Origin of the sequence: Streptomyces sp. E11-3, assembly GCF_046540415.1 — a bacterium.
In the GTDB taxonomy this organism is placed as follows: domain Bacteria; phylum Actinomycetota; class Actinomycetes; order Streptomycetales; family Streptomycetaceae; genus Streptomyces.
On sequence record NZ_JAZGRL010000002.1, the window covers coordinates 1,187,693 to 1,209,913 of the forward strand.

A 22,221-nucleotide genomic window follows, 5' to 3' on the forward strand; every position below is an offset into this window, starting at 1 on the left:
CATACCGAACCAAGTAGGAGATGTAATTTCCATGACAGACGCACTCAAGCGCCTCTCCGAAGAAGGCGTCGCGATCTGGCTGGACGACCTGTCGCGCAAGCGGATCACGTCCGGCAACCTCGCCGAACTGATCGACCAGCAGCACGTCGTGGGCGTCACCACCAACCCGTCGATCTTCCAGAAGGCGATCTCGTCGGGCGATGGTTACGAGCAGCAGCTCACCGACCTCGCGGCCCGCAAGGTCACCGTCGAGGAAGCCATCCGCATGATCACCACGGCGGATGTCCGGGACGCGGCCGACATCCTGCGCCCGGTGTTCGACGCGACCGGCGGCCGGGACGGCCGGGTCTCCATCGAGGTCGACCCGCGCCTGGCGCACAACACCGCGGCGACGATCGCCGAGGCCAAGCAGCTGGCCTGGCTGGTGGACCGGCCGAACACCCTGATCAAGATCCCGGCGACCAAGGCGGGCCTGCCCGCGATCACCGAGGTCATCGGCCTGGGCATCAGCGTCAACGTCACGCTGATCTTCTCCCTTGAGCGCTACCGCGAGGTCATGGACGCCTACCTCGCCGGTCTGGAGAAGGCGAAGGACGCGGGCCTGGACATCTCCAAGATCCACTCGGTGGCGTCGTTCTTCGTCTCGCGTGTGGACACCGAGATCGACAAGCGCCTGGACGCCCAGGGCACCGCCGAGGCCAAGGAGCTGCGCGGCAAGGCCGCCCTGGCCAACGCGCGCCTGGCGTTCCAGGCGTACGAAGAGGTCTTCAGCAGTGAGCGCTGGGCGCCGCTGGACCGGGCGAACGCCAACCGGCAGCGTCCGCTGTGGGCTTCGACGGGTGTCAAGGACCCGGCGTACAAGGACACGCTGTACGTCGACGACCTGGTCGCCCCCGGCACGGTGAACACCATGCCCGAGGCCACCCTTGAGGCGACCGAGGACCACGGTCAGATCACCGGCAACACCATCGCCGGCACCTACGAGCAGGCCCGCGCCGAGCTCGACGCCGTCGAGAAGCTGGGGATCGCCTACGACGACGTGGTGCGGCTGCTCGAGGACGAGGGCGTCGAGAAGTTCGCGGTGTCCTGGAACGACCTGCTCAAGTCGACCGAGGCGGAGCTCAAGCGCCTCGCCCCCTCGGAGGCCTGACCACCTTGTCACCCCTCTCCGCAAGCGGCGACAACCCGCTGCGTGACGCTCAGGACCGACGGCTCCCGCGTATCGCGGGGCCGTCGGGCCTGGTGATCTTCGGTGTCACGGGCGACCTGTCCCGTAAGAAGCTGATGCCCGCCGTCTACGACCTGGCCAACCGCGGGCTGCTGCCGCCGGGCTTCTCGCTCATCGGCTTCGCCCGGCGCGAATGGCAGGACGAGGACTTCGCGCAGGAGGTGCACGACGCCGTCAAGGAGCACGCCAGGACGCCCTTCCGCGAGGAGGTCTGGCAGCAGCTCATCCAGGGGATGCGCTTCGTCCAGGGCGACTTCGACGACGACGACGCGTTCGAGACCCTGCGGGCCACGATCGCGGAGCTCGACAAGGCCCAGGGCACCGGGGGCAACTTCGCCTTCTACCTCTCCGTACCGCCGAAGTTCTTCCCCAAGGTCGTCCAGCAGCTGAAGAAGCACGGTCTGGCCGACCAGCAGCACGGCTCCTGGCGGCGCGCGGTCATCGAGAAGCCGTTCGGGCACGACCTGGCATCCGCGCAGGAGCTCAACGCGATCGTGCACGAGGTGTTCGCGCCGGACCAGGTGTTCCGGATCGACCACTACCTGGGCAAGGAGACGGTCCAGAACATCCTGGCGCTGCGGTTCGCCAACACCCTCTTCGAGCCGATCTGGAACCGGTCGTACGTCGACCACGTACAGATCACGATGGCCGAGGACATCGGCATCGGCGGCCGGGCCGGCTACTACGACGGCATCGGCGCCGCCCGCGACGTCATCCAGAACCACCTGCTCCAACTCCTCGCGCTGACCGCGATGGAGGAGCCGTCCTCCTTCGACGCGGACGCGCTCGCGGCCGAGAAGGTCAAGGTGCTCGGCGCGGTGAAGCTGCCGAAGGACCTCGGCAAGGGCACCGTACGCGGCCAGTACGCGGCCGGGTGGCAGGGCGGCGAGAAGGTCATCGGCTATCTGCAGGAAGACGGCATCGACGCCAAGTCGAAGACCGACACCTACGCGGCGGTGAAGCTGGAGATCGACAACCGCCGCTGGGCGGGCGTCCCGTTCTATCTGCGCACCGGCAAGCGCCTCGGCCGCCGGGTCACCGAGATCGCGGTGGTCTTCCAGCGCGCCCCGCACTCCCCCTTCGACCACACCGCGACCGAGGAGCTGGGGCAGAACGCCCTGGTCATCCGGGTGCAGCCGGACGAAGGCGTGACCATGCGGTTCGGCTCCAAGGTGCCGGGCACCTCGATGGAGGTGCGGGACGTGTCGATGGACTTCGCGTACGGCGAGTCCTTCACCGAGTCCAGCCCCGAGGCGTACGAGCGGCTCATCCTGGACGTCCTGCTCGGCGACTCGAACCTCTTCCCGCGCACCGAGGAGGTCGAGCTGTCCTGGAACATCCTCGACCCGGTCGAGCAGCACTGGGACAAGCACGGCAAGCCCGCGCAGTACCCGTCGGGCACCTGGGGTCCCGTCGAGGCGGACGAAATGCTCGAACGAGACGGACGGAGCTGGCGTCGGCCATGAAGATCGACCTTACGGACACCACGGCCAGCAAGATCAACAAGGCGCTGGTGCAGGGGCGCCGGGCCATCGGCTCCCCGGCTCTCGGCATGGTGCTCACCCTGGTCATCGTCACCGACGAGGAGAACGCCTACGACTCGCTGAAGGCCGCCAACGAGGCCTCCCGCGAGCACCCTTCGCGCACCCTGGTGGTCATCAAGCGCGTCTCGCGTTCGCCGCGGGACCGTACGAAGTCCCGGCTGGACGCCGAGGTGCGGGTCGGCGCGGACGCGGGCACCGGCGAGACGGTGATCCTGCGGCTGTACGGCGAGACCATCGACCACGCCCAGTCCGTGGTGCTGCCGCTGCTGCTCCCGGACGCCCCGGTGGTGGTGTGGTGGCCGGTGAACGCGCCGGTCGACCCGGCGAACGACCCGCTGGGCGCACTGGCCCAGCGCCGGGTCACCGACACCTACGCCGCCGAGCGGCCGATACAGGAGCTGGCCGCGCGCGCCAAGACGTACACGCCGGGCGACACGGACCTGTCCTGGACCCGGATCACGCCGTGGCGTTCGATGCTGGCCGCCGCGCTGGACCAGCTGACCTGCCAGGTCAGCTCGGTCGAGGTGGAGGGCGAGGAGCACAACCCGAGCTGTGAGCTGCTGGCCATGTGGCTCGCGGACCGGCTCGGGGTGCCGGTGGAGCGCACGGTCTCCCGTGGGCCGGGGCTCACCGCGGTCCGGATGGCGACCGACTGCGGTCCGATCGTCCTGCACCGGCCCGACGCCTCGCTGGCCACGCTCTCCATGCAGGGGCAGCCGGACCGTGCGGTGGCGCTGAAGCGGCGCGAGACGGCCGAGCTGATCGCTGAGGAACTGCGCCGCCTCGACCCGGACGACACCTACGCCTCGGCGCTGAAGTTCGGCGTGGACCGGCTCGGTGCGGCGGCGGACGCGGGCCCAGAGGCATCTGAGGCCAGTACGGGCGCCGCGGTGAAGAAGGCGCCGAAGGCTGTGACCAGGAAGGCGGCGGCGAAGTGAGCGCCGCCGCGCAGGTGGTCGTCCACCACGACAAGGAGCTGATGGCGCAGGCCGCCGCGGCCCGGCTGATCACGAAGATCGTGGACGCCCAGGCCGCTCGCGGCTCCGCTTCGGTGGTCCTGACCGGTGGCCGGGGCGGCAACGGTCTGCTGGCCGCGCTCGCGTCGTCGTCCGCCCGGGACGCCGTCGACTGGGGGCGCCTGGATCTGTGGTGGGGTGACGAGCGGTTCCTGCCGGAGGGCGACCCGGATCGCAACGTCACCCAGGCCAGGGAAGCGCTGCTCGACCGTGTCCCGCTGGACCCGGCACGGGTGCATCCGATGCCCGCGTCGGACGGCCCGTACGGCCACGACGCGGATGCCGCTGCCACGGCGTACGCCGCCGAACTCGCCGCGGCCTCCCGGCCGGAGAACCACGCCGAGGTGCCGTCCTTCGACGTGCTGCTCCTCGGGGTCGGCCCGGACACGCATGTGGCCTCGCTCTTCCCTGAGTTGCCCGCGGTACGGGAGACCGAGCGCATGGTCGTCGGGGTGCACGGCGCCCCCAAGCCGCCGCCCACGCGGATCTCGCTGACGCTGCCCGCGATCCGGGCGGCCCGTGAGGTGTGGCTGCTCGCGGCGGGCGAGGACAAGGCGAAGGCGGCGCATATCGCGCTGTCCGGGGCGGGCGAGATCCAGGCCCCGGCGGCGGGCGCGTACGGCCGCAGCCGCACGCTGTGGCTGCTCGACGACGCGGCGGCCTCGCAGCTGCCGCGCGCGCTGTATCCCCCGGCGTCGCCGTAAGGTTTCGCCAGAGCGGAGCGCCGGGTGGGCTGACCTGTCAGCCCACCCGGNCCGCAGGCGGTCGCGCCGACCGCGAGGGCGAGGGCCGTGCAGCTCGCGAGCGCCGTACGCCGCGCGGTGGTGTGCCTGGTGGTGTGACGTCTCATCGTGGTTGTCCTTTCGGGGGACGGGAGGAGGTGTACGGGGGCGGGGGCGTGCTCAGGGGTTGGTGCTGTCGCTGATCCACCAGGCGGCGGTGGAACCGGGCAGGACGGCGGCCGTGCAGGGGCCGCTGGCCAGCAGTGGGGTGCCGGAGACCGGGGCGGGTACCGGCGTGGTGCCGAAGTTGACGGCGCAGACCAGGCCGTCACCGCGGACGAAGGCGAGCACGTCGGGCGGGGTCTCCAGCCAGCGCAGGACGCCCTCGCCCAGCTGGGGCAGTCCGGCGCGCAGCTGCAGTGCGTCGCGGTACAGGTGCCAGCAGGAGCGGGTGTCGGCCAGCGCCCGGTCGGTGGCGTGCTCGGCGAACCACGCGGGCTGCGGCAGCCACGGCTTGGCACTCTCGGCTCCGGAGGTGAAGCCGAACGGCGAGGCGTGCCCCGACCAGGGCAGCGGGACGCGGCAGCCGTCCCGGATGCGGGCGCGGCTCCCGGTGCGGTGGAAGATCGGGTCGGTGAGCACCTCGTCGGGCAGGTCGACGACCTCGGGCAGCCCGAGCTCCTCGCCCTGGTAGATGTACGCGGCTCCGGGCAGCGCCAGCATCAGCAGGGCTGCGGCCCGGGCGCGGGCGGTGCCGAGGCCGCTGCCTTCGGCGGCCGACTCGCCGTAACGGGTGACGGTGCGGACCTGGTCGTGGTTGTTGAGGACCCAGGTGACGGTGGAGCCGGTGCCCGCGATGTCCTGCATGGCCTCGGAGATGACCTTGCGGAAGGCGTCGGCGTCCCAGGGGGCGCCGAGCAGGTCGAAGAAGAAGGCCTGGTGCAGTTCGTCGGGGCGTACGTACCGGGCGTGTTCGCGGGCGGTCGGCACGGAGACCTCGCCGACCAGCAGGCGCTCGTGGCCGTCGCGCGCGGTGTACTCCTCGCACACCGCTCGCCAGTGCCGCCAGACGTCGTGGACCTCGGGCTGGTTCCAGGCCAGCGGGTTGACCGAGTCGCGGGTACGGGCGTCGGCCTCGGGGTCGGGCGAGTCGGGCAGGTCCGGGTGCTTGAAGAGTCCGGCGGCCACGTCGATACGGAAGCCGTCGACGCCGCGGTCGAGCCAGAACCGCAGGGCGTGCTCGAAGTGGTCGCCGACCTCGGGGTTGCGCCAGTTCAGGTCGGGCTGCTCGGGCGTGAACATATGCAGGTACCACTGGCCCGGCGTGCCGTCAGGATCGGTGATCCGGGACCAGGCGGGGCCGCCGAACATGGCGTGCCAGTTGTTGGGCGGCAGCTCGCCGTGCGGGCCGCGGCCGTCGGCGAAGTGGAAGCGGGCGCGGGCCTCGCTGCCGGGCGCGGCGGCGAGCGCCTCGCGGAACCAGGGGTGCTCGCTGGAGCAGTGGTTGGGGACGATGTCGAGCAGCACCTTGACGCCGAGGCGCCGTGCGTCGGTCATCAGCAGGTCGAACTCGGCGAGGTCGCCGAAGAGCGGGTCCACATCGCAGTAGTCGGCGACGTCGTAGCCGTGGTCGTGCTGCGGCGAGGGGTAGAACGGGCTCAGCCAGACGCCGTCGACGCCGAGCTTCTTCAGATACGGCAGGCCCGCCCGGACCCCGGCGAGATCGCCGATGCCGTCCCCGGTGCTGTCCAGGAAGCTGCGGACATACACCTGGTAGATCACTGCGTCGCGCCACCAGCGGGGGGCGTGAGGGCGTGCGGGGCCGTCGCCGACCGGGTTTGTTGACATCACCCGTGGACCTTGTTTCTTCGTGACGTGCGGAAAGTGCGCAAAGAGGTGCGCTCGACCGAGAGCCGGTCGCTGTTATGCATGCATGTTAAGTAGCGGCTACGAGAAGATGTCAACGAGTAGGCGCGAAATCATCGATGATTGGGGTGAAATGTCCAGAGTTTCCACGCAGCCGACAGGCTCAGGGCGTGCTCACAGATACATAACGGGTAACTAGGAGGTCAGTCCCGGTCCGCGACGGCTGCCAGCTCCCGGTCCAGCCGCCGTACGGCCGCCGCGGGTGTCTGCCGTCCGGCCATCGCGTCGTGCAGGACGGCCTGCACCACCAGGCTCACCTGGTCGTAGTGCGGGCTCTTGGGGCGCGGCGCGGCCGTGAGCACACTGGCGCGCAGGGTCCCCAGATACGGGAACCTCCGGATCAGCTCCGGGTCCTGGTAGAGCGCGGCCCGCACGGGCGGCAGCGCCCCCTTGGTGAGGACCTGCCGCTGCACCCGTTCGCTGGTGAGGTAGGCGATCAGGTCGGCGGCCGAGTCCGGGTGCCGCGCGTGGGCGCCGACCGCGAGGTTGGAGCCGCCGAGCACACTGGTGCCCGGGCCGTCGCGGCCCGGCAGGGAGACCGCGCCGATCTTCCCGGCCACCTTGGAGTCCGGGCCCGACGCGCCCACATAGGCGTACGGCCAGTTGCGCAGGAAGAGCAGTCGCCCGTCCTGGAAGGCCCGCCGGGACTCCTCCTCCTTGTACGTCAGCGCCTCCTGCGCGATCCAGCCGTCCCGTACGCCGCGGGCGAGGAACCCGATGCCTTCGCGGGCCGCGGCGGAGTTCACGGTGACCCGCTCGCCCTCGCCCTCCAGGATCGTGCCGCCCGCCGAGTGGACCGCCTCGACCGCGTTGACCGTGAGGCCCTCGTACGGCAGGAACTGGCCCGCGTAGCCGTCGAGTCCGTACTTCGGGGCGAGGGTGCTCGCCTGCCGCTCCAGCTCCGCCCAGGTGCGTGGCGGACGTACGCCCTCGCGGTCGAGGATGTCCTTGCGGTACAGGAGCATCCCGGCGTTGGTCACGTACGGGACCGCGTACAGCTTGCCCTGGTAGGTCGCGGTGTCGACCACCGGCGGCAGGAAGCTGTCCAGCGGGAAGCGGTCGCGCTCCAGCGGGGCGATCCAGCCCGCGGCGGCGAACTCCGAGGTCCACGCGACATCGATGTTGAGTACATCGAACCGGCCGGTGGCCGAGCGCAGATCGGTGGCCATCTGCTCATGGGTCTCGTCGGCGGAGTCCGGGAGTTCCACCAGGGTGACCGGCTCGTCGGGGTGCGTACGGTTCCAGCCTTCGAGCAGCGGACCGAGATAGCCGGTGAGGTCCCCCGCGGTCGCCAGGGTGAGCGGGCCGCGCGCCTCGCCGCGTGCGCCGTCCGCCGGTACACCGGAGGCGACATAGCCGGTCAGGAGCACCACGGCGACAAGGAGCCCCCTACCGGCGGCATGTATCCACCGCATAGGTTCCTCCCAGTGCACCGGCGTCCAGCACCCTCGCGGGACGTCACGGGCCATGTATACCTGTTAGGCATGGGCGATACTAGAGCCTCGATCACACGAGGACCTCACACGAGGAAGCCTCACACGAGGACATCGCAGACGAGGACACGGGGAGGAGAGCACGCGTGCGTCTGGCTCTCCTGGCGCTGCTGGCCCGCGGCCCGGCCCACGGCTACGAGCTCAAGCAGGACCTTGAGCAACTGCTGGGTGCCGCGTACCCTCAGCCCAACGTCGGCCAGATCTATGTGACACTCGGCCGGCTGGAGAAGTCCGGACTGATCGAGGGCGAGGAAGTCGCCCAGTCGAGCCGGCCCAACAAGAAGATCTACCACCTCACCGACGCCGGGCACGAGGCTCTGCTCGCCTGGTACGAGGACACGGCGGACGAGCCGCGGGTACGGGACGAGTTCTTCATGAAGCTCGCCCTGGCGCCGCGGACCGGTCTCGCGGACCAGGTCGCCCTGATCAACAAACAGCGGCGGCAGTATCTGAACACCATGCGCAGTCTGTCGAAGCTCGCCGGGGCCGAGGACCGCGACAACCGCATCGCCCAGCTGCTGATAGAGGGTGCGATGCTGCATCTACAGGCCGACCTCGACTGGCTGGAGCGCTGCCAGGAGGAGCTGGAAGGACCGGAATGAACGCCACCGCCGACTCCGCTCCCCCCGCGCGCCCTGCCCCCTCTGATCCCGCTGCCCTGCTGCGCGCCGAAGGCCTGGTCAAGACCCATCACGGCGAGGGCGGACCGGTCCGCGCCGTACGCGGCGTCGACCTGACCATCCGGCCGGGCGAGTTCGTGGCCATCACCGGCCCGTCGGGCGCGGGCAAGTCGACGCTGCTGCATCTGCTCGGCGGGCTGCAGCGCCCGGACGGCGGCAGCCTCTGGCTGGACGGCGAGTGCACCGACTCCTACAGCGAGGCACGCTGGGCCACCGAGCGCCGACGCCGGATCGGCATCGTCTTCCAGTTCTTCAACCTGGTCTCCAACCTGTCGGTCGCCGACAACGTCGAGCTACCCGCGCTGCTGGCCGGGTCCACCGCCAAGCAGGCCCGCGCCGAGCGCGAGAAGCTGCTGACCGAGCTGGGTCTTGAGGGCAAGGCGCGCAGCATGCCGGGCGAGCTGTCGGGCGGCGAGCAGCAGCGGGTCGCCCTGGCCCGGGCCCTGGTCAACCGCCCGGGGCTGCTGCTCGCCGACGAACCCGCGGGCAGCCTGGACAGCAAGGGGACCCGGGAGGTGATCCGGCTGCTGTCCCGCTTCCACCAGCGTGGTCAGACGATCTTGCTGGTCACCCATGACGCGCGGCTGGCGAGCGGCGCGGACCGGGTGATCAGTTTCTTCGACGGCCGGATCGTCGACGATGCCGAGCTGGGCGGCACGCCGCCGCGCCGCACCGGCATATCCGACGTGCTCGAACTGACGGACTGACGGTGCGGGCGACGCTGCGCTGGGCGCATGCCGATCTACGACGCCACCGCGGCGAGGCCCTGTTCATCGTGCTGGCCACCGCCGGGATCGTCGCCTCGCTCCTGCTGGCCGCGGCGCTGTTCGGCTACGCGACCAACCCCTGGCAGCGGGTGTTCACGCAGTCCCAGGGTGCCCATGTCTGGATTCACACGGGGCAGTCCGCCGACGCGGGCCGGCTGGCCTCGCTGGACGGCGTCGCGTCGGTGTCGGGCCCGTACCGCACCGCTGCCGCCACCGTCGAGTCGCGCGGCGCCCGCGCCTCGGTCGAACTGCGCGCCGTCGGCGCCGAGCCGCCCACGACCGGCCGCCCCGTGCTCGCCTCCGGCCAGTGGCTGAACCCCGGTGACCCGGACGGTGTCGTCCTGGAAAGCGGCCTGGCCCGGGAGCTCTGGGCCGAGCCCGGTGACACCCTCACCCTGCCCGGCACCGAGCGGACCCTCACCGTGCGGGGTATCGCCGACACCGCCGAGACCCGCTACAGCCCCGGCGAACGGGCCGGCACCGTATGGGCGACGCCGCGCGCCGTCCAACAGGCCGAAGGGCGCTCGGGCCAGGTCATCGGACTGCGCCTGGCCGACCCCGACGACACGGACTACGCCGTACAGCGCGCCGTCACCGCGCTCGGCGCGGGCGAGGTCACCCAGGTCTCGCACTGGCAGCGGGCGCGGGCCGAGGCGCAGGGCGACAACCGGCTGCTCGGGCAGGTGCTCGGCCTCTTCGGCCTTGGCGCGCTGCTCGCCGCCGCGCTCGCCGTGTACGGCGCGATCGGCACCCGTATCCGCGGTCACCTCCGGGACATCTCGGTCCTGAAGGCCATCGGCTTCACACCCGGCCAGGTGGTGCGGATCTTCCTGATCCAGCATCTGGTCTACGCGCTCCTCGGCGCGGTGGCCGCGGCGGCGCTGACGCAGACGCTCGGCACCCGGATACCGGGGCGGCTGGGTGACGCGGTGGGGGTGTGGCAGGGGCTGCCGGGGCACTCGGCCGCGCTGTTCGGGGTGCCGGTGGCGGCGGTGCTGTTCATCGGCGCCACGACGGCGCTGGCGGCCTGGCGGGCGGGGCGGGTGCCACCGGTTCCGGTGCTGCGGGCCGCCGCGGCGCCGGCCGGGCGGCTGTCGGGTGTGGCGCGCCGGGCGCTCGGGATGCGGCTGCCGCCCGCGCTGGTACTCGGCTGGCACCAGGCCTTCGCCCGGCGGCCCCGCCCGCTGGCCACGATCGCCCGGCTGACGCTGCCGCTGCTGCTCATCGTGGTCGCGCTGAGCGCCTGGACGACCATCGACCGCTTCCACCGCGAGCCCGAGCAGCTCGGCCTCGCCGCCGCGCTCACGGTGCGCGGCGGCGAGGAGCTGGGCGACCGCGGGACGCGCGCTTTGCTCGCTGAGAACGACCAGGTCACCGCCGTCCATCCGGGCGTCCAGGTGGCGGCGCTGGTTCCCGGCCAGACGGGCACGGTCGCCCTGCGCGGGCTCGGCACCCGCCAGGACCCGTATCCCTTCTCGCTGGCCGAGGGGCGCCCGGCCCGGGGGCCCGACGAGGCGGTCGCCGGGCAGGGCCTGCTCGATCTGGTGAACATCAAGGTCGGCGACTGGGTACGGGTCACGGTCGGCGGGCGCCCGCAGATCCTGCATATCGTCGGGCGCAGCATCGAGCCGGAGAACGGCGGCCGGACCATCTCCACCTCGCTGGACACCCTGCGCGAGAACGACGCCAAGCTGCGACCGAGCCTGTACCAGCTCCAGCTGCGCCCCGGAGCGGACCCGCGTGCGGTCGGCGCCGAGCTGACCGAGGCCTCACGCGGGCGGCTCGACGTCCATCCGGTGACCAACCCGGCCGACGGCCTGTCGCCGCTGCGCGGGGTCGTCGTCGGGCTGATCGCCGTGCTGGCCCTGATCGGGCTGATCGAACTGCTCACCGCGGTCGGCGGCACGGTGCGCGACAGCGAGCGTGACCTGCTGGCGCTCAAGGCGATCGGGCTGTCTCCTCGCCAGATCACCGCGATCACGATGGTGGCGACCGGCTGTACCGCCCTGGCCGCCACGCTCGCGGGTACGGTGCTCGGGGTGCCGCTGGCGCGCTGGCTGATCGACGCCCAGGGAGCGTCGAGCGGCATCGGCGCGGGCATCGCCCGGGCCCCGTCCCCCGGCCTGCTCCTGCTGTGCGGCGCGACCGCCGTCCTGGGCGCGGCCGCGGTCGCCGCCGTGCCCGCGGCCCGCGCGGCCCGACGACGGCTCGCGGACACCCTCAGCGCGGTCGCCTGACACCTTCACTGCGGGCTGCCTGACACCCTCAGCGCGGGCTGCCTGACTCCCGCCGTCGCGCGAGTCAGTGACACCCTCAGCGGGGGCTGCCTGACTCCCGCCGTCGCGCGAGTCAGGCAGCCCGGCTGACGTCAACGGCCGCGCAGCTCGCGGTACTTGGCGACCAGCGCCCGCGAGGAGGCGTCCAGGCCCGGTACTTCGGCGCCCTCGGTGAGTGCGGGCTCGACCCGCTTGGCGAGCACCTTGCCGAGCTCGACGCCCCACTGGTCGAAGGAGTCGATGTTCCAGATCGCGCCCTGGACGAACACCTTGTGCTCATAGAGCGCGATCAGCTGCCCGAGTACCGAGGGGGTGAGCTCCCGCGCCAGGATCGTGGTCGTGGGGTGGTCGCCGCGGAACGTCTTGTGCGCGACCAGCTCCTCGGGCGCCCCTTCGGCGCGCACCTCGTCGGCGGTCTTGCCGAAGGCGAGCGCCTGGGTCTGCGCGAAGAAGTTGGCCATCAGCAGGTCGTGCTGGGCGACCAGGCCAGGCAGCAGATCGGCGACCGGCTCGGCGAAGCCGATGAAGTCGGCCGGGATGACCTTCGTGCCCTGGTGGATCAACTGGTAGTAGGCGTGCTGCCCGTTGGTGCCCGGCGTACCCCACACCACGGGCCCGGTCTGCCAGTCCACCGGGTTGCCGTCCCGGTCCACTGACTTGCCGTTGGACTCCATGTCCAGCTGCTGGAGATAGGCGGTGAACTTGGACAGGTAGTGCGAGTACGGCAGCACGGCGTGCGACTGGGCGTCGTGGAACGCGCCGTACCAGACACCCAACAGGCCGAGCAGCAGCGGGACGTTCTCCTCGGCGGGAGCGGTACGGAAGTGCTCGTCGACCAGGTGGAAACCGTCGAGCATCTCGCGGAAGCGGTCCGGGCCGATGGCGATCATCAGCGACAGGCCGATCGCCGAGTCGTAGGAGTAGCGGCCGCCGACCCAGTCCCAGAACTCGAACATGTTGGCCGTGTCGATGCCGAACTCGGAGACCTTCCCGGCGTTCGTCGACAGCGCCACGAAGTGCTTGGCGACGGCCGACTGGTCCGCCCCGAGCCCGGTCAGCAGCCAGTCCCTGGCCGAGGTGGCGTTGGTGATCGTCTCAATCGTCGTGAACGTCTTGGAGGCGATGATGAACAGCGTCTCGGCCGGGTCCAGGTCCCGGACGGCCTCATGCAGATCGGCGCCGTCGATGTTCGAGACGAAACGGAGGGTCAGGTCGCGTGCGGTGTAGGAGCGCAGCACCTCGTACGCCATGGCAGGGCCCAGGTCCGAGCCGCCGATGCCGATGTTCACGATGTTCTTGATGGGCTTGCCGGTGTGGCCGGTCCACTCACCAGCGCGGACCCGCTGCGCGAACGTGCCCATCTTGTCGAGCACGGCGTGCACCGCGGGCACCACGTCGACCCCGTCGGTCTCGATCTCCGCGCCTCGCGGGGCGCGCAGCGCGGTGTGCAGCACGGCCCGGTCCTCGGTGGTGTTGATCTTGTCGCCGCGGAACATGGCGTCCCGCAGCCCGAAGACGTCCGTCGCCGCGGCCAGTTCCCGCAGCAGCCCCAGTGTCTCGTCGGTGACCAGGTGCTTGGAGTAGTCGATGTGCAGGTCACCGACCTGGAGCGTGAGCTCGGCGGCACGGTTCGGCTCCGCGGCGAACAGCTCGCGCAGCCCTGTGTCCCCCAACTGCTCCCGGTGCTTGCCCAGCGCCGTCCACTCGGGCATCTGATTGAGCCTGGTACGGCTTTCTGTGGTCATCTCGTGCGTCAGCCTTCTCTCCGTGCGTACCTGCCCCGCTGCCCTCCCAACCTAATTGATCAGGAGCCTGTCCGAGGCGTCCATCCCCCGTCATGCGGCTTAAGTCCGGGTAGCAGGGCGGTGACCGCGAGGACGAAGAACCCAGCCGCGAGCAGCGCGGGGGTGTTCAGCCCCCAGGCCGTGGCCACCGCCCCGCCGAGCAGCGCGCCCAACGGGGTCCCGGCGATCGACAGGGTGCGAAAGGCCGAGCTGACCCGGCCCAGCATCTCCGCGGGGCTGCGCTCCTGCATCAGCGTCACCTGGTTCACGCTCCACACCGAGCCCATGAAGCCGAACACCATCAGGCAGCCTATGAGCACCCCCAGGCTGCGCACCGACCCGATGGCGACCAGGCAGCCGGTCTGCGCCACCCCGGCGACCAGCACACTCCGCATCCGCCCGAGCCGCGGCACCGCGCGCCCGGCCAGCAATCCCCCGGCCACACCGGCCGCCGCATAGGCCGTGATGGCCGCCGCGTGCCCGTTGGTCCCCGCGTCGAGCCAGCCGGTGGTGTGCAGCACGATGGTGGCGATGAGCGCGCCCATGCCGATGTTGCACAGCGTCGTGCCGACACACAGCGCGCGCAGCACGCCGTCCCGCCACAGGGTGCGCAACCCGTCGGCTATCTCCCCGCGCAGTGTGCTGCCCGCGGGCCTGGGAGGGCGCTCGGGCGCCTTGGTGCGTAGCGAGGCGATCAGCAGGGCCGCCACCAGGTAGGTGGCCGCGTCGAGCGCGTACGGCACCGCGTCGCCCACGATCAGCAGCAGGGGCACCAGCGGCGCGGCGATCATGCCACCCGCGAGCCGCTGCCCGGTCAGCAGCCTGGCGTTGGCACTGCCCAGCGCCTCCTTGTCGACCAGCGACGGCAGCAGCGCCGTGGCGGCGTTGTCGAAGAGGGTCTGCAGGGTGGTGAGGGTGAACGCCAGCACGATCAGCAGGGCTATCGACGCGTGGCCCAGCGCGACGGCGAAGGCGAAGGCCGCGACGAGTGCGGCGCGTACCCCGTCCACGGCCCACATCGCGCGCCGCTGGTCGACCCGGTCGGCGACGGCACCGCCCAGCAGCCCGAACAGAATCCACGGCAGAAATCCGCAGGCCGTCACCAGCGCCACCAGCATCGGCCTGTCCGTCAGCGATACGGCGAGCAGCGGCAGCGCGGCCATCCGCAGCGCGTCGCCGAACTGCGAGACGACCGCGGCCGTCCACAGCCGTCCGAACCCTCCGCGCCACGCGGGCGCCCGCGGCTTCACCACCTCGACGGTCGTCACAACTCCCCCCTCCGGTCCAGTGCTTCACAACCGTAGGGGGTGCCACTGACAATCGACCCGGCCCAGCGGGCAGACCGGCGTCGAGGCCCAGCGGGCACCCCGGCGTCAACCAGGCATAACAGTCCGGCCGGACACCCTGGCTAGGGTGTCCGGCCGGACGGTGACTTCTAAATCTCGCCGCGCAGTTTCGCGANGGCCCCCCGGGGCACCCCTCGTCAACCCTGGCCGGCGTCACCCCGGGGTGGGGGGGCCCCCCCGGACGGTGACTTCTAAATCTCGCCGCGCAGTTTCGCGAGTGCCTCGGCGAGGATCGCCTCGCCGTCAGCGTCGCTGCGTCGCTCCCGCACATAGGCGAGGTGGGTCTTGTAGGGCTCGGTGCGCGGCGGATCCGGTGGGTTGTCCCGGTCCTGGCCCGCCGGGAATCCGCAGCGGGGGCAGTCCCAGGTGTCGGGGACCTGCGCGTCGCTGGCGAAGCTCGGCACCGTCTCATGCCCGTTGGAGCACCAGAAGGAGATGCGCAGGCGCGGCGCGGACTCGCCCCGCTCGGCCTCACCCATCGGCCCCGCTCCGACCCGGCTTCCACGGATCGCGTTGCCACTTGCCACAGTCGTAACTCCCTGCGTAACGGTGCTGCACGGCGTCCAACGGCGGCTCCGCCGCGGTGCCTCAGTCTACGTAAGGCCCAACGCGCGTCCAGGGATAGGAGTTACACCCTCACCCACGAGACGCACGCCCATGATAAGGCCGGGCGTGCGACCCGTACGGCAGGAAGCGTCAGCTGTCCAGCTTCATCAGCAGACCAAGCACCACAATGCAGGCGAACCAGACCAGACCGACCACGATCGTGATCCGGTCCAGGTTCCGCTCGGCGACCGAGGAGCCACCTACGGAGGACTGCATTCCGCCACCGAACATGTCGGAGAGGCCGCCGCCCTTCCCCTTGTGCATCAGCACCAGCAGCATCAGCAGCAGGCTGAAGACGATCAGGGCGATCGAGAACCCCATAACCACGGCTGGACCAACTTCCTCGGAGCTATTCGGACTGAGTGAAACCTGAGTCAAACACAAACGCGGGGGCCGCGACTCCGCAGAGAAGCCCCGGCCCCCGCAAGGGTACGACGTATCGCCGCTACCGCATACTCACTGGTCGCGGAACCGGACGATCTTGACGAACTCGTCGGCGTCCAGGGCCGCGCCACCGATCAGCGCGCCGTCCACGTCGGGCTGCGCCATGATCGCGGCGACGTTGCCGGACTTGACCGAGCCGCCGTACTGGATGCGGACCTTGTCGGCCAGCTCCTGCGAGTACAGCTCGGCGAGGCGGGCACGGATCGCGCCGCAGACCTCCTGGGCGTCCTCGGGGGTCGCGACCTCGCCGGTGCCGATGGCCCACACCGGCTCGTAGGCGATCACGATGGTCTCGGCCTGGTCGGACGGGATGTCCTTGAGGGCGCCGTCGAGCTGGTTCAGCGTGTACGGGACCTGCTGGCCCGCCTTGCGGATGTCCAGGCCCTCGCCGACGCACAGGATCGGGGTCAGCCCGTGCTTGTAGGCGGCCTTGACCTTGGCGTTGCAGATCTCTTCGTTCTCGCCGTGGTACTGGCGGCGCTCGGAGTGGCCGATGGCCACGTACGTGCACTTCAGCTTGGACAGCATCGGGCCCGCGATCTCGCCGGTGTAGGCACCGGAGTCGTGCGCCGAGATGTCCTGGGCGCCGTACTTGATCTTGAGCTTGTCGCCGTCCACCAGGGTCTGCACCGAGCGCAGGTCGGTGAAGGGCGGGAGTACGGCGACCTCGACGGCCTCGTAGTCCTTGTCGGCGAGCGCGAAGGCGAGCTTCTGGACGTGGGCGATGGCCTCGAGGTGGTTGAGGTTCATCTTCCAGTTGCCCGCCATGAGCGGGGTGCGGGTGGTCATGTGGTGCTCAGTCCTCCAGTGCGGCGAGGCCGGGGAGCGTCTTGCCCTCGAGGTACTCGAGGGAGGCGCCGCCGCCGGTCGAAATGTGGCCAAAAGCGTTCTCGTCGAAGCCCAGCAGGCGCACGGCCGCGGCGGAGTCGCCACCGCCGACGACCGTGAAGGCCGGGGAGTCAAGCAGCGCCTGGGCGACCGCCTTGGTGCCCTCGGCGTAGTCCGGGTGCTCGAAGACGCCCATCGGGCCGTTCCAGAAGACGGTCTCGGCGTCGGCGAGCTTCGATGCGTACAGCTTGCGGGTCTCGGGGCCGATGTCCAGACCCTCCTGGTCGGCCGGGATCTTGTCCGCGGCGACCGTGGTGGGGTTGGCCGGCGCCTTGGTCTTCAGGTCCGGGAACTCCGTGGAGATCAGCACGTCGACGGGGAGGACGAACTCCACACCGCGCTCCTTGGCGCGCTGCAGGTACTCCTTCACCACGGGGACCTGGTCTTCCTGGAGCAGCGAGATGCCGACCTCGTGACCCAGGGCCTTGAGGAAGGTGTACGCCATGCCGCCGCCGATCAGGATGCGGTCGGCCTTCTCCAGGAGGTGGTCGATCACACCGAGCTTGTCGGAGACCTTGGCGCCGCCGAGCACGACCGCGTACGGGCGCTTGACGTCCTCGGTGAGCTTCTTGAGTACGCCGACCTCGGTGGCGATCAGGAAGCCGGCGGCGTGCGGGAGGCGCGCCGGGAGGTCGAAGACCGAGGCGTGCTTGCGGTGTACGGCGCCGAAACCGTCGCCCACGTAGACGTCGGCCAGGGCGGCGAGCTGGTCCGCGAAGGCGCCGCGCTCGGCGTCGTCCTTGGCGGTCTCACCGGCGTTGAAGCGCAGGTTCTCGATGACGGCGACCTGGCCGTCGGTGAGCGCGGCGACGGTGGCCTGGGCGGACGCGCCGACCGTGTCGGTCGCGAACGCCACGTCGGCGCCGAGCAGTTCACCGAGCCGCCCCGCGGCCGGGGCAAGCGAGAACGCCGGGTCCGGGGCCCCCTTGGGGCGGCCCAGGTGGGAGGCGACGATGACCCGCGCCCCGGCCTCGGCAAGCTTGGCCACCGTCGGCTGGACGGCGCGGATCCGGCCGTCGTCGGTGATGGTGGTGCCGTCCAGCGGCACATTGAGGTCGGCGCGGACGAAGACCCGCTTGCCTGCGACCCCTTCGGCGAGAAGTTCGTCGATCGTCTTCATGGGTGTGGACTCCTTGGAAGCGTCAAACACAAGCAACAGGGCCCGGGGCGCGCGGCGTTGCGCTGTCCGAGCCCTGTTGCTCACATCGAGGTGCCTGCCCTAACTGGTCAGAGCTGGCCGCCGACGAAGGTGGTGAGGTCGACGAGGCGGTTCGAGTAGCCCCACTCGTTGTCGTACCAGCCGATGACCTTGACGCTCTTGCCCTGGACCATGGTCAGGGAGGAGTCGAAGGTGCAGGAAGCGGGCCAGTTGACGATGTCCGACGACACGATCGGGTCCTCGGTGTACTCGAGGATGCCCTTGAGCTGACCCTCGGAGGCCTTCTGGAACGCGGCGTTGACCTCGTCCTTGGTGACCTCGCGCTCAAGCTCGATGACCAGGTCGGTCACGGAGCCGGTCGGAACCGGGACGCGCATCGCGATGCCGTCGAGCTTGCCCGCCAGCTCCGGGATCACCAGGGCGGTGGCCTTGGCGGCACCGGTGGTGGTCGGGATGATGTTCTCCGCCGCGGCGCGGGCGCGACGCAGGTCGGAGTGCGGGAAGTCCAGGATGCGCTGGTCGTTGGTGTAGGCGTGGACCGTCGTCATCATGCCCTTGACGATGCCGAAGTTCTCCAGGAGAACCTTGGCCATCGGCGCCACGCAGTTGGTGGTGCAGGAGGCGTTGGAGATGACGTGGTGGTTGGCCGCGTCGTACTGGTCCTGGTTGACGCCCATCACGATCGTGATGTCCTCGTTCTTGGCCGGGGCCGAGATGAGGACCTTCTTCGCGCCACCGGCGAGGTGCTTGGCGGCGTCGTCGCGCTTGGTGAAGATGCCGGTCGACTCGATGACGATGTCGACACCCAGCTCACCCCAGGGGATGTCGGCCGGGTTGCGCTCGGAGAGCACCTTGATGGTGTGACCGTCGACGGTGATGGTGTCGGCGGTGTGCGACACCTCGGCCTTCAGGCGGCCGAGGATGGTGTCGTACTTCAGAAGGTGAGCGGTGGTCGCGGTGTCACCCAGGTCGTTGACGGCAACGACCTCGATGTCCGCACCCTGCTCCTTGAGCGCCCGGAAGTAGTTGCGGCCGATACGACCAAAACCATTGATGCCTACGCGGATCGTCACGAACCGATCTCCTCGTTGGTACGCCGGTCTGTCCGCCGGCGAGCTGTATGGGATGTCCCCGACCGACTCCGACCCTACCTCTCCCGCGCCCTGTGAGTGACATCGTGCCGCCCCGTACGAGTCACCGGCGGCCCGTACCCCTGACGCGGGTACGGACCGCCGGGACCGCGGCCCTGACTACGGAGAGTCAGGGTCGCAAAGAGCTCAGCGCGTTACCGATCAGTACATTGCGCTCAGCGCTCCCTGGGACGTGTTCGAGCCCGAATCCGAGCAGCACGCTGTTACGCGCCGTGACCGCCGCATGGGACTGGTACAGCTCGCCGGTGCTGGCCCAATCTCCTGTGACGAGCGGACTGCCGGCAGGTGCGTCGGCGACGGCCCAGGAGCCGAGCGCCCCCTCGAAGCCCTCCGTCTCGCGCACCTCGCCGCCGACGGCCAGCCGCGCGTTGTCGGCGAAGAGGCCGCGGCCGCCGAACGCCGGGTCGGTGACGTAGCTGAGCGCCAGCTCGACCTTCTTGCCGGCGTACGCGCTCAGGTCGAAGGACACCTGCTGCCAGCCGTCGGACGAGCCGGTGAAGCTGTTCCAGCCGCCACTGGTCCCCCCGGCAGTGCAGCCGTCGGCGGTCCGTGTGAGGTAGTGGGTCAGGAAGGGGTGCCCGGCCATGAAGTACCCGGCCTCGCACTCCACGGGCACCTCGGCCGAGGTCTTGCCGCCCTGGTCGGGCAGCGTGGTCCAGTCCTGGGCACCCTCGGTGTGCGCTTCGAGCACGCCGTGGTCGTAGCCGGGCTCGATGTTCCAGTTGAGCGCGAGCCGCAGTTCGGGTGCGTCGGCGGCGCTCACACCGGTGAGGTCGACGGTACGGGTCAGCCGCTGCCAGTCGCGGTCGCTGTGGGTGGCCGAGGCCATGCCCTCGCCTTCGTACGGCGCGTACGGGTTGGGCAGGCTCGGGTAGGAGCCCGCGGCCTCGCTGCTGAACTGCGGGAAGTCCGACGGCGGCAGACTGTCCGATGTCACCCGGTAGCGGCCCGCGCTGTCCAGCGGGTTGCCGTCGGCGTCCCCGAGCGGAGTGCTCGCCCCGTCCAGGGCCCCGTCGCCGGCGAAGCTGTCGGCGCCGGATGCGGCGAGTCGTTCGTACGCGCCCAGGTAGTACTGCGCGAAGTCGTCGGTGTTCGCGCGGCCGATAGTCACATTGCCGCCGGCCCGCTCGCCGGCCTGGATCAGCTTGCCGCCCTCGTTCAGATAGGCGCGCAGGGCCAGCGTGGTGTCGCCGCCGGGAGCCGGGTCGCCGGTGTAGTGGACGACGGCGGGGAAGTGGCTCAGCACGCCGAGCGGGTGCGGGGTGCCCTGCGTGGCGACGTCCCAGACGATGGCGCTGCGACCGTTGGCCTTGAGCGCGTCGACGTACTTCTGAGCGTGCTGGGCCTTGGCGCCTTCCTCGGCGATGACCAGGGTGTTCGCCTTGGACCGCTCGGCCACGGTGTAGGTGAAGTGCTCGCTGGAGACCCTCCCCTTCCGCTTGGCTCTGCCGGAGAACCAGACCTCGACCTCGTCCCCCGGCCTGGCCTTCCTGATCTTGGCCCGGTACTGGTCGAAGTAGTGGTTGTCGTCGCCGCCGAAGGTCCGGCCGCCCTTCCAGGCCCGGAGCTTCACCCGGTGCGTACGACCGTCGTTGACCCGGTAGTTGAGTCGCTTGGCACGGACCGACTTACGTGCGGTGACCGCCACTTCCTGGGCGGTGCCGCGGGCGTACGACGCGTCGAAGGCGTCGACCGTGAAGTCGGGTGCCTCGATGCCGACCGGCGACGACGGCTGGTCGGGGTGCGCGGCGGTCTCGGCGACGGCGAGCGCGAAGGGGAGGTTCTTGGCGACCTCCTGCTGGATCAGCTTCTCGTCGTCGGGGAAGGTGAAGATGGAGGCGCAGTCACCGGGCTCCCAGGCGTCGTCCGGGTCCACGTTGGAGGCGGTCCGACAGGTGGACATCTCCGGGGTGAACATCATGGTGCCGTTGACGTTGCTCGCGTGTCCGTCGGAGTCGCCGTTGGTGATGTAGAGCTCGGAGGACAACTGCGGGCGGTAGCCGGGGACCGCGGGGTTCTCCGGTGTCCCGGCGAGTGCTTTGAGCAGTACGTCGTCGGGGCTCGGGGTGGCGACCTGCCAGCCGACTCCGTAGAGGATCAGTTCGGCCGCCGAGTGGTAGTTGATGGCGTACTCGAAGCCGATCCGCTTCTGGAAGCGGTCCATCGCCTTGGTCTCGGGCTCCGAGAGCGGGCCGCTGCCCCGATAGGTCTCCGACGACGGGCTGGCGGACGAACCCTCGTTGTCGTAGCCCCACTTGTAGGCGAAGTTGCGGTTGAGGTCGACGCCGTCGCCGGTGGTGATCTCGCCGTCGCCGTTGATGTCGCGCATGTTCTTGCGCCACTGGCGGTCGCCGTCGGGCGCGTGGGTGAAGTCGTACCCGTCCGGGTTCGCGGTGAGCACGAACCACAGCTCGGTCGAGTCGACGAGCTGGGTGATCCGCCGGTCCTTGCCGTAGCCGTCCAGGTAGTGGTGCATCAGGCGGCGGGTCATCTCGGGTGTGATCCACTCGCGGGCGTGCTGGCTGGAGAGGTACAGCACCGACGGCTTGGACCCGTCCCTGGTCTTCCTGGCCTTCTTGGTGACCTTGAGCGCCAGGATGTCCTGGCCCTGGAGGGTCTTGCCGATGGAGACCACCTTGGTCAGGTCCGGGTGGGCCTGACCGGTCTTGACGATCTCCTCCTTCAGGCCGCCCTTGCCCGAGTACGGGCGGAAGACGCCGTCGCCCTGGGCCGCCAGGTCGCGCTGGGTGGCCGCGGAGACCTTGTGCTCCGCGAGGTCGACGCCCTTTTTCTCGAGCTTGTCGGCCTGGGCGTCGGTGAGATAGAGCTCCACGCGCGCGGTGCCGCGTGCGGGCGGCTGTTCGGCCAGTTCGTGGGTGTCCTGACCGGCCTCGATGAGCAGGGGTATCTGTTCCTTGGTGATGTCGGCCTCGAAGACCTTCACCGCGTCGGCTGTGTCGACGGCGTCTGTGGCCTCGCCGGTCGGCGCCTGCCTGGCTTCGGCCATGGGTGCGGCGACCAGTCCCGCGAGCAGTAACGCGCCCGTGGCGAGGATCGCTCTAGCTCTTCGTCGTCTCATGAGCCCCCCTTGCAGTTGTCCGGCACTGTTGTGCACAGACGCCAGGCTCATGACACTTCATGATCATGTCAATATGGCGGGCTGAGACAGAAATGCCGTAGGCGTCCGGAAA

At 70.3% G+C, this 22,221-nt stretch carries 16 protein-coding genes and 1 pseudogene; 7 read left to right on the top strand and 10 right to left on the bottom strand.

Translation table 11 applies throughout. The features are described 5' to 3' along the window. Positions 1 to 31 precede the first annotated feature (31 nt). From tal to pgl, 4 genes are read left to right on the top strand one after another with little or no spacing between them, the layout of a single operon-like run. Positions 32 to 1,150 carry a transaldolase gene (tal, locus tag U9R90_RS24335; RefSeq protein ID WP_411058787.1) on the top strand — a complete coding sequence of 373 codons (1,119 nt, stop codon included), beginning with the start codon at positions 32 to 34 and terminating at the stop codon, positions 1,148 to 1,150. 5 nt (positions 1,151 to 1,155) lie between these two features. Beyond that, the gene (zwf, locus tag U9R90_RS24340) at positions 1,156 to 2,694 is read left to right on the top strand and encodes a glucose-6-phosphate dehydrogenase (RefSeq protein ID WP_411058788.1); all 1,539 of its coding nucleotides are present in this window, start codon (positions 1,156 to 1,158) and stop codon (positions 2,692 to 2,694) included. Then, positions 2,691 to 3,710 (top strand): glucose-6-phosphate dehydrogenase assembly protein OpcA, encoded by a 1,020-nt coding sequence (gene opcA / locus U9R90_RS24345; protein WP_411058789.1) that lies wholly within the window; start codon positions 2,691 to 2,693, stop codon positions 3,708 to 3,710. The genes zwf and opcA overlap by 4 nt, the downstream gene beginning before the upstream one ends. After that, a complete protein-coding gene (gene pgl, locus U9R90_RS24350; RefSeq protein ID WP_411058790.1) occupies positions 3,707 to 4,492 on the top strand; it encodes a 6-phosphogluconolactonase in 786 nt (261 codons plus the stop codon). The genes opcA and pgl overlap by 4 nt, the downstream gene beginning before the upstream one ends. 198 nt (positions 4,493 to 4,690) lie before the next feature. Here pgl and U9R90_RS24355 read toward each other — a convergent pair whose 3' ends face one another. Then, positions 4,691 to 6,358, bottom strand: a complete 1,668-nt coding sequence (locus U9R90_RS24355; RefSeq protein WP_411058791.1) for a glycoside hydrolase family 13 protein — start codon at positions 6,356 to 6,358, stop codon at positions 4,691 to 4,693. Positions 6,359 to 6,579: 221 nt separating this feature from the next. Continuing rightward, positions 6,580 to 7,851, bottom strand: a complete 1,272-nt coding sequence (locus U9R90_RS24360) for an ABC transporter substrate-binding protein (RefSeq protein ID WP_411058792.1) — start codon at positions 7,849 to 7,851, stop codon at positions 6,580 to 6,582. Positions 7,852 to 8,015: 164 nt separating this feature from the next. On the opposite strand from U9R90_RS24360, the gene U9R90_RS24365 reads away from it, so the two are divergent. The 3 genes and pseudogenes from U9R90_RS24365 to U9R90_RS24375 all read left to right on the top strand — a co-directional run bounded on the left by U9R90_RS24365 (position 8,016) and on the right by U9R90_RS24375 (position 11,613). Continuing rightward, on the top strand, positions 8,016 to 8,531 hold the full coding sequence (locus U9R90_RS24365) for a PadR family transcriptional regulator (RefSeq protein WP_411058793.1): 516 nt from the start codon (positions 8,016 to 8,018) through the stop codon (positions 8,529 to 8,531). 131 nt (positions 8,532 to 8,662) lie between these two features. Further along, a pseudogene (locus U9R90_RS24370) lies at positions 8,663 to 9,316 on the top strand (ABC transporter ATP-binding protein); the annotation flags it as partial. A 2-nt stretch (positions 9,317 to 9,318) separates the two neighbouring features. Continuing rightward, positions 9,319 to 11,613 (top strand): ABC transporter permease, encoded by a 2,295-nt coding sequence (locus U9R90_RS24375; protein WP_411058794.1) that lies wholly within the window; start codon positions 9,319 to 9,321, stop codon positions 11,611 to 11,613. Positions 11,614 to 11,744: 131 nt separating this feature from the next. Here the strand turns inward: U9R90_RS24375 and pgi are convergent, their stop codons facing one another. The 8 genes from pgi to U9R90_RS24415 form a co-directional block, all read right to left on the bottom strand. Continuing rightward, positions 11,745 to 13,397 carry a glucose-6-phosphate isomerase gene (gene pgi, locus U9R90_RS24380; protein WP_411058795.1) on the bottom strand — a complete coding sequence of 551 codons (1,653 nt, stop codon included), beginning with the start codon at positions 13,395 to 13,397 and terminating at the stop codon, positions 11,745 to 11,747. 59 nt (positions 13,398 to 13,456) lie between these two features. Next, positions 13,457 to 14,704 (bottom strand): MFS transporter, encoded by a 1,248-nt coding sequence (locus tag U9R90_RS24385; protein WP_411058796.1) that lies wholly within the window; start codon positions 14,702 to 14,704, stop codon positions 13,457 to 13,459. A 269-nt stretch (positions 14,705 to 14,973) separates the two neighbouring features. Further along, complete coding sequence (locus U9R90_RS24390; protein WP_078077905.1) at positions 14,974 to 15,309, bottom strand: RNA polymerase-binding protein RbpA; 336 nt, start codon at positions 15,307 to 15,309, stop codon at positions 14,974 to 14,976. 169 nt (positions 15,310 to 15,478) lie between these two features. Continuing rightward, entirely contained in the window at positions 15,479 to 15,709 is a 231-nt protein-coding gene (gene secG / locus U9R90_RS24395) for a preprotein translocase subunit SecG (protein WP_411058797.1), read from the bottom strand. A gap of 135 nt (positions 15,710 to 15,844) precedes the next feature. Continuing rightward, positions 15,845 to 16,621: a triose-phosphate isomerase gene (tpiA, locus tag U9R90_RS24400; protein WP_411058798.1), complete on the bottom strand. Its 777-nt coding sequence runs from the start codon at positions 16,619 to 16,621 to the stop codon at positions 15,845 to 15,847. A gap of 7 nt (positions 16,622 to 16,628) precedes the next feature. Continuing rightward, positions 16,629 to 17,840, bottom strand: a complete 1,212-nt coding sequence (locus tag U9R90_RS24405) for a phosphoglycerate kinase (protein WP_411058799.1) — start codon at positions 17,838 to 17,840, stop codon at positions 16,629 to 16,631. A 107-nt stretch (positions 17,841 to 17,947) separates the two neighbouring features. Next, positions 17,948 to 18,952, bottom strand: coding sequence for a type I glyceraldehyde-3-phosphate dehydrogenase (gene gap / locus U9R90_RS24410; RefSeq protein WP_411058800.1), 1,005 nt, complete (start codon positions 18,950 to 18,952; stop codon positions 17,948 to 17,950). Positions 18,953 to 19,139: 187 nt separating this feature from the next. Continuing rightward, positions 19,140 to 22,109 carry a M14 family zinc carboxypeptidase gene (locus U9R90_RS24415; RefSeq protein WP_411058801.1) on the bottom strand — a complete coding sequence of 990 codons (2,970 nt, stop codon included), beginning with the start codon at positions 22,107 to 22,109 and terminating at the stop codon, positions 19,140 to 19,142. Positions 22,110 to 22,221 lie beyond the last annotated feature (112 nt).